Below are 12,297 nucleotides of genomic sequence, written 5' to 3'. Positions count from 1 at the left end.
TAGTTTGGCCTGATCGCCCGCATGTCGCGCGCTTTGCCCGTTGAAGGATAAAAGACTATGGCCGAGAATACAAATCCCCCGAAAATCGCAAGAGTGGCTGGCCCTAAAGTTGAGGGCAAGGCTGTAGAACGCAAGGCCGCAGTGACGGCCAAGCCTGCGGCGGGCACGCCAGAAGGCGACCGGATCGCCAAGGTTTTGTCGCGCGCTGGCGTCGCCTCGCGCCGCGAAGCCGAGCGCATGATCGAGTTGGGTGAGGTTTCGGTCAACGGCAAGGTCATCACCTCGCCTGCCCTGAACGTCACCTCGAAGGACAAGATCGTCGCGCGCGGCGTGGTGGTGGGCGAGCCCGAGCAGGCGCGGTTGTGGCTGTATTACAAGCCCGATGGCTTGGTGACTTCGGAAAGCGACGAGAAGGGCCGCGAGACGGTGTTTGACAATCTGCCTGCCGAGTTGCCGCGGGTGATGTCGGTGGGGCGGCTGGATTTGAACTCGGAAGGGTTGCTGCTGCTGACCAATGACGGCGCGCTTAAACGGCGGTTGGAATTGCCCTCGACCGGCTGGCTGCGCAAGTATCGCGTGCGGGTGAACGGCAATCCGATGGACCCGGATCTGGAGCCTTTGCGCAAAGGCATCGTGGTGGAGGGAGAGCGGTTTCAGCCGATGATCGTGGTGATTGACCGGATTCAGGGCGCGAATGCCTGGCTGACCGTGGGCCTGCGTGAGGGCAAGAACCGCGAGATCCGCCGTGCGATGGCCGCAATCAATCTGACGGTGAACCGCTTGATCCGGATTTCTTACGGCCCGTTCCGTCTGAACGATCTGCAACCGGGCGAGGTCGAGGAAGTCAAAGGCAAGGTTTTGCGCGATCAGCTGGGCCAAGGGGCGACGGTGGATGAAGATGCGCCCAAGCGCACCCGCGCACCGCGCCCGGCTTCGCGCACCACCACCGCCAAGGCCGACGGCCCAAGCAAACGGCTGAAATCCGGCGAAGGCTTGAAGCAGCTTTCTGATGCCTGGGGCGAGGCCACCAAGCCGCGCAGCTTTGGCACCGCCGCCAAGAAGGCCGAGGCTGGCGCTGGCGCAAAGCCGCGCAGCTTTGGCACCGCTGCGGCAAAGGCAGAGGGCGCTTCCAGACCCGCCAAACCTGCGGCAAAGCGGCCCACATCGACGCGCAGCGCGCCTGTGGGGCCGAAGCCGACCGGCGGGCGGCCAAAGCGCGGGGCTTGATATGGTGTCAGGGGCCGGAAAATTCCCCGGTTTTGCCCACTGGCACGCAGCCAGCGCTGTGCCTATAGTCTAGGGGTTCCCGCCGTGTGGGCCAGTATTCTGAGAAATGAGGCGCTATGTCTGCCAAGGGTTTGGAATCGGGCGCGTTTATGCTGTTGCTGGCGCTGATGGTCTATGTTGCCATCTTGGGTGCGCAGTGATGGGGGTGCAGTGATGGCGGAACGCTTTGGCGGCAAATACTCGCCGGGGAACTCTCGCGTCGATGGCCCTGCGGGGGTCGCGCCCGCGCCGGGGGCTGTGCCACGGTCCAAATCCACCGGGCGCGCGCGGGCGCTGTTCTTGCCGCCGTTTCTGTTCGCAGCCCTTGCGTTCAAGGCAGAGCCGCGCGTTTTGATCCTGGGGCTGGCAGCTTGCGGGATTTTGCTGCTGGCCGCTTGGCTGACCCAACAGGGCTGCATCGCGCAAGACGCCTATGACGCGCGCAAGGTGGCGCGGCGTCCGGCGATCCCGCGCAAGGCTTTTGGCGCGGTGCTGATGGGGGTGGGCCTCTGCGTCGGGGCCATGGTCAATCAGCCGATGATTTACGCGATCTTGCTGGGGCTGGCCGGGTTGATCCTGCATGTCGGCGCGTTCGGGCTGGACCCGATGCGCGACAAGGGCATGGAGGGCGTTGACAGCTTTCAGGTCGAACGCGTCGCCAAAGCCGTGGATGAGGCCGAGGCTTTGCTGGCCGGCATGAAAGATGCGATCCTGCGCGCCAAGGACAGCGCCTTAGAGGCGCGCGTGGCGAAATTCGCAGGCATTGCGCGCGGGCTGTTCCGGTCTGTGGAAAACGATCCGGGCGATCTGACAGCGGCGCGCAAGTATCTGTCGGTCTATTTGATGGGCGCGCGCGATGCGACGGTGAAGTTTGCCGATGCCTATGTGCAGGCCCGCGACCCCAAAATCCGCGCCGATTATGAGACTTTGCTGACCGAGTTGGAAACCACCTTTGCCGCCCGCACTGAAAGCCTGCTGCAAGGCAGCCATACCGATCTTGACGTTGAAATTCAGGTGCTCCGCGATCGCCTGAAACTGGAAACCTGATTTTTACGCAATCCGCCCCGCTGCGGGGTTTTGCCAATCTGCGCATCTGCGCCCTGAACGAGTGAGAGCCATGACCGAAGATATCCGCGCCGCTGCTGCCACCTCGCTGGCCGAAGTTGAAAAAGTCACCGCCACCGTGCTGGCCGAACCCGGCACTGCGATTGTGGTCTTGGAAGCCGCCCCTGCCCCGGTGGCCGAGGATATCCGCAAGCGCATGGCCGAGTTGGATATGACCAACACCCAGTCGATCATCTCGTTCGGCTCCGGCGCGCAGGCTGAATTGCAGGTGATTTCGCAGGAAATGCTGCAGGGCGTGAAGAACAAGGATGTCGGGCCAGCCGGGGATTCCCTGCGCGAAATCGTCACCACCATTCGCGGTTTCTCGGGCGAAGAGTTGGACGTGAACCGCAAGCAAAGCTGGTGGGAATGGCTGACCGGCCACGCCGCCCCCTTGGCGGAATTTGTCGCGCGCTACGAAGAAGTGCAGGGCCAGATTGACAAGGTGACGGCAAACCTGCTGGTGCATGAGACAGTTTTGTTAAAGGATATCAAAAGCCTCGACATTCTGTATGCCAAGACTTTGACCTTCTACAACGAACTGGGCCTTTATATCGCGGCGGGTGAGGCCAAGCTGAAAGAGCTTGATGCCAATGACATTCCCGCGCGTGAGGCTGCGGTGACAGCCGCGCCCGAGGCTGATCAGTTGATCCGCGCCCAAGAACTCCGCGATCTGCGGGCGGCGCGCGATGATCTGGAACGCCGGGTCTATGATCTGAAACTGACGCGTCAGGTGACGATGCAATCCTTGCCCTCGATCCGCTTGGTGCAGGAAAACGACAAGAGCCTCGTCGGCAAGATCAACTCCACCCTGATGAACACCGTGCCTTTGTGGGAAACCCAACTCGCGCAAGCGGTGACGATCCAGCGCAGCAAGGAAGCCGCGATTGCGATCAAGGATGCCAATGATCTGACCAATGAATTGCTGACCGCCAATGCCAACAACCTGCAAGAGGCCAACAAGGTCGTGCGCACCGAGATGGAGCGGGGCGTGTTCGACATCGAGGCCGTGCAGAAGGCCAATGCAACCCTTGTGGCCACGATCGAGGAAAGCCTTGCGATTGCCGACGAAGGCAAGGCGCGGCGGGCTGCCGCCGAGATTGAGCTGGTGAAGATGGAAGGAGAGCTGCGCGATACTCTGGCCTCTGCCCGCGCGCGCAAGACCGCCAGCGGTGCCAATATCGGCAGCGCTGTCTGATCATGGCGCAGCGGGGGCCGCGCATTGCGATCAAACGCTGGCTTGGCCTGACGGCTGCGCTGGCGCTGCTCGGTTGTGGCGAAACGCTGCCGCCTGCGACAAAACCTGTGCCGCGTCCAGAGGTGGCGGCACAGCCTGCGCCCGAACCAAAGCCAGAAACCCCGGCCAGTGCCGCGGCGCGTGCTTATTATGCCGAGGTGCAACGCGGCTTGCTGGGTCAGGGCTTGCTGCGCACCGATGGCGGCGGCGCGGACACGCCGTTCACCGACCGCATGTTGGCTGATAACTTCATCCGCATCGCCCTCTATGACGAATATGCCCGTTCAAGCGGCAGCACCGTGCAGCGCCAGACCGTCAGCGCATTGCGGCGCTGGCAGCAGCCGGTGCGGGTGGGCCTGCGCTTTGGCGATTCCGTCTCGGCGCAGATGCGGGCGACCGATACGGCGCGGGTCGGCTCTTATCTGCAACGCTTGCAGGGGCTGACCGGGCATCCGATCCGGCTGGACGACAACCGCCCGAATTTCTGGATCTATGTCGTCTCGGAAGATGAACGCGCGGGGCTTGGGCCCGTGCTGCAAGCCGCAATGCCGGGGCTGACGGCGAATGATGTCAGCGGCATCACCGCGATGCAGCGCTCCACCTATTGCATCGTTTATGCGCAATCCTCGGGGGCTTCGGGCAATTACACCGGGGCTTTCGCGGTGATCCGCGCCGAACACCCCGATTTGCTGCGCCTGTCCTGCCTGCACGAAGAAATCGCCCAAGGGCTGGGGTTGCCGAATGACAGCCCGCAGGCCCGCCCGTCGATCTTCAACGATGACGAAGAATTCGCCCTGCTGACGACGCAGGACGAGAAGATGTTGCAAATGCTATACAATCCCGCGCTGCGCCCCGGCATGACCGAGTCCGAAGCGCGGCCCATCGTGGAAACACTCGCCCGCCGTCTGATGGGCGGCGAAAGCTAGGCCCGTCGGGGCGTGAAGGAGTAGATCATGGTTTTCGGATTTCTGAAGGGCGAGTTTATTGATGTCATCACCTGGCTGGATGACTCCCGCGACACGATGGTGTGGCGGTTTGAACGGCAGGGCAATGCGATCAAATACGGCGCCAAGCTGACGGTGCGCGAGGGTCAGGCAGCCGTGTTCGTGCATGAGGGCCAGTTGGCCGATGTGTTCGGCCCCGGCATGTATATGCTCGAAACCAACAACATGCCGATCATGACCACGCTGCAAAGCTGGGATCATGGCTTTGACAGCCCGTTCAAATCCGAAATCTGTTTCATCAACACCACCCGGTTCAATGATCAGAAATGGGGCACCAAGAACCCGATCATGTGCCGCGATCCCGAATTCGGCCCTGTGCGCCTGCGCGCCTTTGGCAGCTATTCGATGCGGGTGGCCGATCCTTCGGTGTTCATGCGCGAAATCGTCGGCACCGATGGCGAGTTCACCGCCGATGAAATCAGCGATCAGATCCGCAATGTGATCGTGCAAGAGGCGTCACAAGTGCTGGCGAAATCGGGGATTCCGGTGCTGGATATGGCGGCCAATACCGCCGATCTGGGCAAGCTGATCGCCACGGCCATTGCGCCAAAGATTGCCGAATATGGTCTGTCGATCCCGGAATTCTACATTGAAAACATCAGCCTGCCGGAAGAGGTTGAAAAGGTTCTCGACAAGCGCACCTCGATGGGCGTGGCGGGTGATCTGAACAAATACATGCAGTTCAACGCCGCCGAAGGCATGGCGCAACCAAACAGCGGCATCGGCGCTATGGTGGGTGCCGGCATGGCGGCAGGCATGGGGATGAACATGGCCAGCGGGGCCGGGCCTTGGGGGGCAGCACCCGCCGCCGCCGCCCCGCCGCCCCCGCCCCCGCCTGCTGCGGGCAAAGCTTGGCATGTCGCCGAAAATGGCGCCACGAAAGGCCCGTTCAGCGAATCCGAACTCGCCAGCATGGCCACCTCGGGTGCGCTGTCACGCGCGTCGCAAGTCTGGACGGCGGGTCAGGACGGCTGGAAAGCCGCCGCTGACACCGAACTCGCACAACTGTTTGCGATGGTGCCGCCACCACCCCCGGCAGGCTGACGCATCATGGCCGTGACGGAAGCAAATCATTGGCCCTGCGCGCAATGCGGGGCCGACCTGCGCTATGCGGCGGGTCAGACCGAGTTGAAATGTGACCATTGCGGCTTTGTGCAAGCCATCCCCGCCAAAGCCCCGCGCCAAAAGGCGCAGGCGTTGATCGAGCATCCTCTGGCCAAGGGCCTGTCCGATGATCTGCCCGCTGCGGCAACCGAAGAGGTGCGCTCAACCTCGTGCCCGAATTGCGGCGCTGTGGTCGAGTTTCAGGGCGCCAATCACGCCAGCCAATGCCCGTTCTGCGCCACCCCCGTGGTGGTCGATACCGGCAGCCACCGCCGCATCAAACCGCAAGCCTTGGTGCCCTTTGCATTGACGGAATCGCAGGCCCGCACCGCGCTGAAAGGCTGGCTCGGCAGCCTGTGGTTTGCGCCCAACAGCCTGCTGGAATTCACCCGCGCAGGCCGGACGATGGATGGCGTCTACGCGCCGTTCTGGACCTATGACGCCGACACCGACAGCCGCTACACCGGCCAGCGCGGCGAGTATTACTATGTTACGGAAACCGTGAACGTCACCGTTAACGGCAAGACCGAGCGCCGCCAACAGCAGGTGCGCAAAACCCGCTGGCACGCAGCATCAGGCCGGGTCAGCCGCGATTTCGATGATGTCTTGGTGATGGCCTCCTCCAGCCTGCCCGCACGGCTGGGCAACGATCTGACCCCGTGGGATCTTTCACAATTGCAGCCCTATTCCGCCGATTACCTCGCCGGTTTTCAGGCCGAGGGCTATACAGTCGGCCTTGCCGACGGCTGGGGCCGCGCGCAAGCCGTGATGGCCGGGGTGATCGAGAATGACGTGCGCCGCGACATCGGCGGGGATGAGCAGCGGGTGGATCAGGTCGATACCGATTACAGCGCCGAGACGTTCAAGCATATTCTGCTGCCGATCTGGATGGCTGCCTATAAATACAGCGGCAAAAGCTATCGGTTCATGGTCAATGGCCAGACCGGCGAGGTGCAGGGCGAACGGCCCTACAGCTGGTGGAAGATCAGCTTTGCTGTGTTGGGGGCGGTGGTTCTGGGCTTGGGCGCGGCGTATCTTTACGATCCGTCAATCTTTGGCGCATCGGTTCCTGATTGGATGGACTGACCCCGCGCTGGGGGTATGAAACCATCCGCACCGGTCTTGCAGGGTAAAAACCACAACATATTGTGGTTTATCTGACAAAATCGACGCAAAAACACAAGTCTGTCCCCGCTGGGACAGATTTTGCCGCACCGAACAGGCTCTCACAACCATGCGCTGCACCGGGCCCAACACTTGACTCTGCCCCGACAGTTGACTCTGCCCCGCCCGCGCGCGATGACGCAAAGCATCATTCTGGGCAGCTTGGGGGCCAAACCGTGACCGATCTTTCCCGTGTTCTTGACCATGCCCGCATTGCGGAACTGCCGAACCCCTATTTCGGCAAGGTGCGCGATTGCTACGATCTGCCCGCCACCGCCGATCAACCCGCGCGGCGCATCCTGATTTCGTCCGACCGGATTTCGGCGTTTGACCGCATCCTTGCCGCGATCCCGTTCAAAGGCCAGGTGCTGACGCAAATGGCGCGGTTCTGGTTTGACCATACCGCCGACATCTGCCCCAATCATGTGCTGGCCTATCCTGATCCGAATGTGGTGATCGGCAAGCATGTCACCATCCTTCCGGTCGAGGTCGTGGTGCGCGGCTATCTGGCGGGCACCACCTCGACCTCAGTGCTGACCCAATACAGAAACGGCGTCCGCACCATGTATGGCCACACCCTGCCCGATGGCTTGCGCGACAATCAGGTGCTGCCCACCCCGATCATCACGCCCACCTCGAAAGCCTTCGACGGCGGCCATGACGAGCCTTTGACCGAAACCGAAATCATCGCCCAAGGCCTTCTGACGCCCGCGCAATGGGCGGATGTGTCGGCCAAGGCGCTGGCCCTGTTCGCGCGCGGGCAAAAGATGGCCGCCGCGCGTGGGTTGATCCTTGTCGATACCAAATATGAATTTGGTCAGGATGCTCAGGGCAATATCCTGATCGCTGACGAGATTCACACCCCGGATTCCTCACGCTATTGGATCGCCAGCGGCTATCAGGCAGCGTTCGAGTCCGGTGCGCGCCCCCCAAGCTTTGACAAGGATGTCATCCGCTCTTGGGTGAACGAGCGCTGCGATCCCTATGTCGATGCCATCCCGGAAATCCCGGCCGAGATCATCCTCAAAACCGCTCAGGTCTATATCGACGCCTACGAGGCGATCACCGGGCAGACATTCGTGCCCGATACGACGGGGGCGACGCCGCTGGATCGCGTGCGGGCAAATCTGGCACCCTACTTCGTCTGAAGCCACTGTTTGCGCTAACTTCGCTGTTTCATGTAATCTTGGGAAAATGCCGAGGGAGGCCGTAATGATTCTGTCCTGTGGGGAAGCCCTGATTGATATGCTGCCGCGCAGCTCGACTTTGGGCGAGGCAGCTTTTGCGCCCTATGCTGGTGGTGCTGTGTTCAACACCGCCATCGCCTTGGGGCGGTTGGGCGCGCCCTCGGGGTTCTTTTCGGGGATTTCCAACGACATGCTGGGCGAAATTCTGGCCGAGACGCTGCTGGCCTCAAAGGTCGATATCGCGCCTTGTGCGCGGTCTGATCGGCCCACGACGGTGGCTTTCGTCAAGCTGGTGAACGGGCAGGCGACCTATGCGTTCTATGATGAAGCCACAGCGGGGCGGATGCTGGCGCAGACGGATCTGCCAAGTTTGGGCGATGATGTCGCTGCGGTGTTTGTCGGCGGAATTTCCCTGGTGAACGACCCTGCCGCCAGCACTTACGAGGCGCTGCAGGCGCGCGAGGCGGCACACCGGGTGACGATGATCGACCCTAACATTCGCCCCGGTTTCATCGCGGGCAAAGAAGCCGAATATCGCGCCCGGATCGAACGGATGGTGGCGCGGGCGGATATCGTCAAGCTGTCAGACGAAGATCTGCACTGGCTGCAAGGCGCGGGCGATCTGGTTCAGCTGGCGCGCGGGATTTTGGCGAAGGGGCCGAAAGTGGTGTTCATCACCGAAGGCGCATCCGGCGCGCGGGCGGTGACGGCAACGCAAGATCGCTTTGTGGCGGCGACCAAGGTGGACGTGGTCGATACCGTCGGCGCGGGGGATACGTTCAACGCGGGCGTGCTGGCGGCTTTGTGGCAGGCAGGCGCGTTGTCGAAGCCTCGGGTTGCGGCGCTTTCGGATGTCGAACTGGATGCGGCCCTAAGTCTGGGCACGCGCGCGGCGGCGGTGACGGTGTCAAGGGCGGGCGCGAACCCGCCTTGGGCCAACGAACTTTGAGGGCGCTGCTGCAGCGGGTCAGCCGGGCCAGCGTCGCGGTTGACGGCGCAGTGGTGGGCGAGATCGGTGCCGGGCTGTTGATCCTGATTTGCGCGATGCAGGGCGATACAGAGGCGCAGGCTGATAAACTGGCCAGCAAAATCGCCAAGCTGCGGATTTTCAAGGATGCGGCTGGCAAGATGAACCTGTCGGTCAAAGATGCGGGCGGGGCGGCGCTGGTGGTGTCTCAATTCACCCTCGCCGCCGATCTGCGCGGCAACCGGCCTGGATTTTCCTATGCGGCGGCCCCGGATGAGGGGCGGCGGTTGTATGAGTATTTCTCGGGGCGGGTGGCGGCCGAGGGCATTGCGGTTTCCAACGGCAGCTTTGGTGCGGATATGGACCTGGCACTGCACAATGATGGGCCGGTGACGATCTGGATGGATACGGCGGATATGTGATGGCCCCAACTCGGGACCATTTTTTTGTGGACCTTATCGATAGCTTGAGTTGCGGGTTTTAACGATTTCTTGACCTTTGCGCCCTTGGCACCGGCTGAACCGGGGGCCAGCCCCCAGACCCCCGGAATATTTGCGCCAATGTGAAATGCAAATTTTAGCGGGTTCGCGCGTACAGGGTTCGTGCGTGCAGGATTGTGCGGGGCGCCCTGCCCCGCACCTTGGATTGCGTTATTTGATACCTTCGGAACATTCGATCAAAGCTTGCATCGAGGCTTTCGAGCCTGCCAGCGGGTAATCCCGCACGTCTTCGCCATCGGCATCGCGCAGATGGGCGGTGCGGCCTTCGGCGACTTCGACAAGGAATTTCACGCCTTTGTCGCTGTCGGGCAGATCGAACAGCGCCGAGTTTCCGGTCAGGCTGGCGTTCGACAGGCTCCATTCGCCACGGCGGTCGATTTCGACTTGCAGATCGGCACTGTCACCATCGGTGAAATTCCAGTCGGTCGAATAGAATTGCAAGCGCACCGATTGATCCTGAAACACCCAGATCGTGAAGCTTTCAGAGCCTTCATCCACCGCTGCCTGACAGGCAATCGAGCCATCGTCAAAGCTGTTGACCGCCACCATCCAGTTTTTGTGCTGGAACAGGGTCTGCTGTTCGGCTTGCGCCAAACTTGGTGCCAAACACAGGCCAAACATCACAGCACCAAGTCCAGTTTGCCAAATCTGCATGGCGATCTCCCTCACGTTTCTGAGAGGAAGATCGGCGAAAATCCGCCGTTGCGCAAATGAATTAGGCTGTCATCTTGGCGACGGCCGCGGTTTGCAACCTGTGGTTACGGCTTTTCGACCCAATCCCAGCTTTGCGTAAAGCCGCCAAGAATTGCAGCGACTGCCTCGGTCGAGGCGGGGCCGTTGGCCACCAGTTTGGCCACAAGCCCGCGTTTTTTATCCTCGACCACGGTGCTGACAGTGACGGGCAGGCCCGCTTCGGCCAAAGCGGCGTTGTAGACGCGGGTGATCGCAAGCCGCCGCAGATCGGGTTTGAAGACTTTGCCAACGGCGGTTTTCGGCAGCTCGGGCAGGATTTCGATATGTTTGGGCTGGGCTGCACGTTCCGCGATGTGGGATTTGGCGTAGTCCATCAGCTGTGCCGTGGTCAGGCTGGAGCCTTTCGAGAGTTCGACATAGGCGCAGGGCAGCTCGCCCGAATGGGCGTCGGGCTGGCCGATGGCACCGACAAAACCCACGCCTTCGCAGCCCATCAAAGCCTCTTCGATGATGGCGGGGTCGATGTTATGGCCGCCGCGAATGATCAGATCTTTCGCCCGCCCGGTGATGTAAAGGTAGCCATCGGCGTCCAACCGGCCCAGATCGCCGGTGCGCAAAAAGATGCCCTCGGCGAACAGATCGCGGTTTTTATCCACCTCGGTATAGGTGGACCCTGCGATCACGCCGGGGTTGGCGACGCATATTTCACCGACTTCATCGACATCGCATTGCCGGAAACCGTCTGGGGTTTTTTGCAGGATGCGCAGATCGGTATAGGGGAACGGCAGGCCGACCGAGCCGATTTTCTTGTTGCCATCCGGCGGGTTGACCGCGACGAGGCAGGTACATTCCGTCAACCCATAGCCTTCGACGATTTGCACGCCGGTGACTTTTTCAAAGCGGTTGAACAGCTCTATCGGCAAGGGTGCAGAGCCGGAAAACGCACCGCGTAAAGAGTCGATCTTGGCGTTGACCGGGCGTTGCAGCAGGGCGGAAAGTGCGGTCGGCACGGTGACAAGATAGCTTGCCTGCCAGCGTTCGATCAGCTTCCACAGATTGTCAAACACGCCTTCGCCACGATAGCCTGCCGGGGTGGGGAATACCACATGTGCGCCGGATGCGATCATCGACATCAAGATCGGGTAGGCGGCAAAGACATGGAACAAAGGCAGCGGGCACATCACCGTGTCGGTTTCGCGGAACAGCAGGGTCGCGCCGCACCAGCCGTTGTAGATCATCCCCGAGGCGCGATGCTGGGCGACTTTGGGCATGCCCGTGGTGCCGCCGGTGTGGAAATACGCGGCGATATGATCGGCAGTGCGGTCGGCGAAGGCGAGCTTATCGCCCGAATGGCGGGCGACTTCGGCGTTGAAATTCTTGACGACGGCTGTGTGCTGCACGGAGTTTTTCGGACGGATGAACGGCACGATCCAGCTTTTGGGCGGGCTGAGATAGCGGTTCAGATCGACCTCTAGCACGGTTTTCACATTGGGGGCGGCGCGCAGGGCCTCGGCCACTTTTTGCGCGAGATCGGTTTTCGGGAAGGGCTTCAGCGTGACAACGACTTTCGCCCCGGTTTCCCGCAGGATCGAGGCGATCTGGGCAGGTTCCAGCAGCGGATTGATCGGGTTGACGATGCCTGCGGTGGCCCCCGCAAGCAGGGTAACGGCGGTTTCCAGCGCGTTCGGCAGCACATAGGCCACAACATCGTTGGGGCCGACGCCAAGGCTGCGGAACAGGTTGGCGGCTTGGGTGACTTTTGCGCGCAGCTGGGTCCATGTCAGGGTTTGCGCGGGGTCCGCGGGGCCGGACAGCAATTGATAGCTGATGGCCGGGCGGGCACCATGTTTGGAGGCAGTGCGCGATAAGAAATCATAGATCGAATGGGCGATGTCGCGGTTTTCCCACGATGATTCTGCCTCAATGGCTTTGAGGTCCGCGCGCGATGCGAAGCCGCCTGTCATGATATTCCTCCCGTTTGCCGGGCCGTTCTCTGGCGGCCTCGATCCGCTTAAGATGGGCAAGATTGCCGCGTGGAGCAAGGAAAACTGGCGCTAAAAACGCAACGTCA

General features: G+C 61.6%; 11 protein-coding genes. 9 read left to right on the top strand and 2 right to left on the bottom strand.

Features of this window, described 5'->3' with window-relative positions:
- Positions 1-57 precede the first annotated feature (57 nt).
- The 9 genes from QQJ98_RS19385 (at position 58) to dtd (ending at position 9,455) form a co-directional block, all read left to right on the top strand.
- Positions 58-1,227 (top strand): pseudouridine synthase, encoded by a 1,170-nt coding sequence (locus QQJ98_RS19385; protein WP_284326936.1) that lies wholly within the window; start codon positions 58-60, stop codon positions 1,225-1,227.
- 213 nt (positions 1,228-1,440) lie between these two features.
- Positions 1,441-2,313, top strand: a complete 873-nt coding sequence (locus QQJ98_RS19380) for a 5-bromo-4-chloroindolyl phosphate hydrolysis family protein (RefSeq protein WP_284326935.1) — start codon at positions 1,441-1,443, stop codon at positions 2,311-2,313.
- A 70-nt stretch (positions 2,314-2,383) separates the two neighbouring features.
- Complete coding sequence (locus QQJ98_RS19375; RefSeq protein ID WP_284326934.1) at positions 2,384-3,568, top strand: toxic anion resistance protein; 1,185 nt, start codon at positions 2,384-2,386, stop codon at positions 3,566-3,568.
- 2 nt (positions 3,569-3,570) lie between these two features.
- A complete protein-coding gene (locus QQJ98_RS19370) occupies positions 3,571-4,533 on the top strand; it encodes a DUF2927 domain-containing protein (RefSeq protein ID WP_284326933.1) in 963 nt (320 codons plus the stop codon).
- Positions 4,534-4,557: 24 nt separating this feature from the next.
- Complete coding sequence (locus tag QQJ98_RS19365; RefSeq protein WP_284326991.1) at positions 4,558-5,655, top strand: SPFH domain-containing protein; 1,098 nt, start codon at positions 4,558-4,560, stop codon at positions 5,653-5,655.
- Between the two features lie 6 nt (positions 5,656-5,661).
- Positions 5,662-6,801 (top strand): TFIIB-type zinc ribbon-containing protein, encoded by a 1,140-nt coding sequence (locus tag QQJ98_RS19360; protein WP_431307842.1) that lies wholly within the window; start codon positions 5,662-5,664, stop codon positions 6,799-6,801.
- A 254-nt stretch (positions 6,802-7,055) separates the two neighbouring features.
- Positions 7,056-8,027, top strand: a complete 972-nt coding sequence (locus QQJ98_RS19355) for a phosphoribosylaminoimidazolesuccinocarboxamide synthase (protein WP_284326932.1) — start codon at positions 7,056-7,058, stop codon at positions 8,025-8,027.
- Positions 8,028-8,091: 64 nt separating this feature from the next.
- Positions 8,092-9,015 (top strand): carbohydrate kinase family protein, encoded by a 924-nt coding sequence (locus tag QQJ98_RS19350; RefSeq protein WP_284326931.1) that lies wholly within the window; start codon positions 8,092-8,094, stop codon positions 9,013-9,015.
- Positions 9,012-9,455, top strand: coding sequence for a D-aminoacyl-tRNA deacylase (dtd, locus tag QQJ98_RS19345; protein ID WP_284326930.1), 444 nt, complete (start codon positions 9,012-9,014; stop codon positions 9,453-9,455). Before QQJ98_RS19350 ends, dtd begins: the two co-directional genes overlap by 4 nt.
- Positions 9,456-9,683: 228 nt before the next feature.
- Here dtd and QQJ98_RS19340 read toward each other — a convergent pair whose 3' ends face one another.
- Positions 9,684-10,187 (bottom strand): hypothetical protein, encoded by a 504-nt coding sequence (locus tag QQJ98_RS19340; protein WP_284326929.1) that lies wholly within the window; start codon positions 10,185-10,187, stop codon positions 9,684-9,686.
- A gap of 104 nt (positions 10,188-10,291) precedes the next feature.
- Positions 10,292-12,190 carry an acyl-CoA synthetase gene (locus QQJ98_RS19335; RefSeq protein WP_284326928.1) on the bottom strand — a complete coding sequence of 633 codons (1,899 nt, stop codon included), beginning with the start codon at positions 12,188-12,190 and terminating at the stop codon, positions 10,292-10,294.
- Positions 12,191-12,297 lie beyond the last annotated feature (107 nt).

It is taken from the genome of Cypionkella aquatica (assembly GCF_030161095.1).
Classification (GTDB): Bacteria; Pseudomonadota; Alphaproteobacteria; order Rhodobacterales; family Rhodobacteraceae; genus Cypionkella; species Cypionkella aquatica.
The sequence above is the reverse complement of the archived record's forward strand: the minus strand, read 5'-3'. Positions and strand labels throughout refer to the sequence as shown.

What these genes read in the sequence shown, in the direction of transcription:
- QQJ98_RS19385 (WP_284326936.1), top strand. Translation starts at nt 58, where the DNA reads ATGGCCGAGAATACAAATCCCCCGAAAATCGCAAGAGTGGCTGGCCCT.
- QQJ98_RS19380 (WP_284326935.1), top strand. Translation starts at nt 1,441, where the DNA reads ATGGCGGAACGCTTTGGCGGCAAATACTCGCCGGGGAACTCTCGCGTC.
- QQJ98_RS19375 (WP_284326934.1), top strand. Translation starts at nt 2,384, where the DNA reads ATGACCGAAGATATCCGCGCCGCTGCTGCCACCTCGCTGGCCGAAGTT.
- QQJ98_RS19370 (WP_284326933.1), top strand. Translation starts at nt 3,571, where the DNA reads ATGGCGCAGCGGGGGCCGCGCATTGCGATCAAACGCTGGCTTGGCCTG.
- QQJ98_RS19360 (WP_431307842.1), top strand. Translation starts at nt 5,662, where the DNA reads ATGGCCGTGACGGAAGCAAATCATTGGCCCTGCGCGCAATGCGGGGCC.
- QQJ98_RS19350 (WP_284326931.1), top strand. Translation starts at nt 8,092, where the DNA reads ATGATTCTGTCCTGTGGGGAAGCCCTGATTGATATGCTGCCGCGCAGC.
- QQJ98_RS19340 (WP_284326929.1), bottom strand. Translation starts at nt 10,187, where the DNA reads ATGCAGATTTGGCAAACTGGACTTGGTGCTGTGATGTTTGGCCTGTGT.
- QQJ98_RS19335 (WP_284326928.1), bottom strand. Translation starts at nt 12,190, where the DNA reads ATGACAGGCGGCTTCGCATCGCGCGCGGACCTCAAAGCCATTGAGGCA.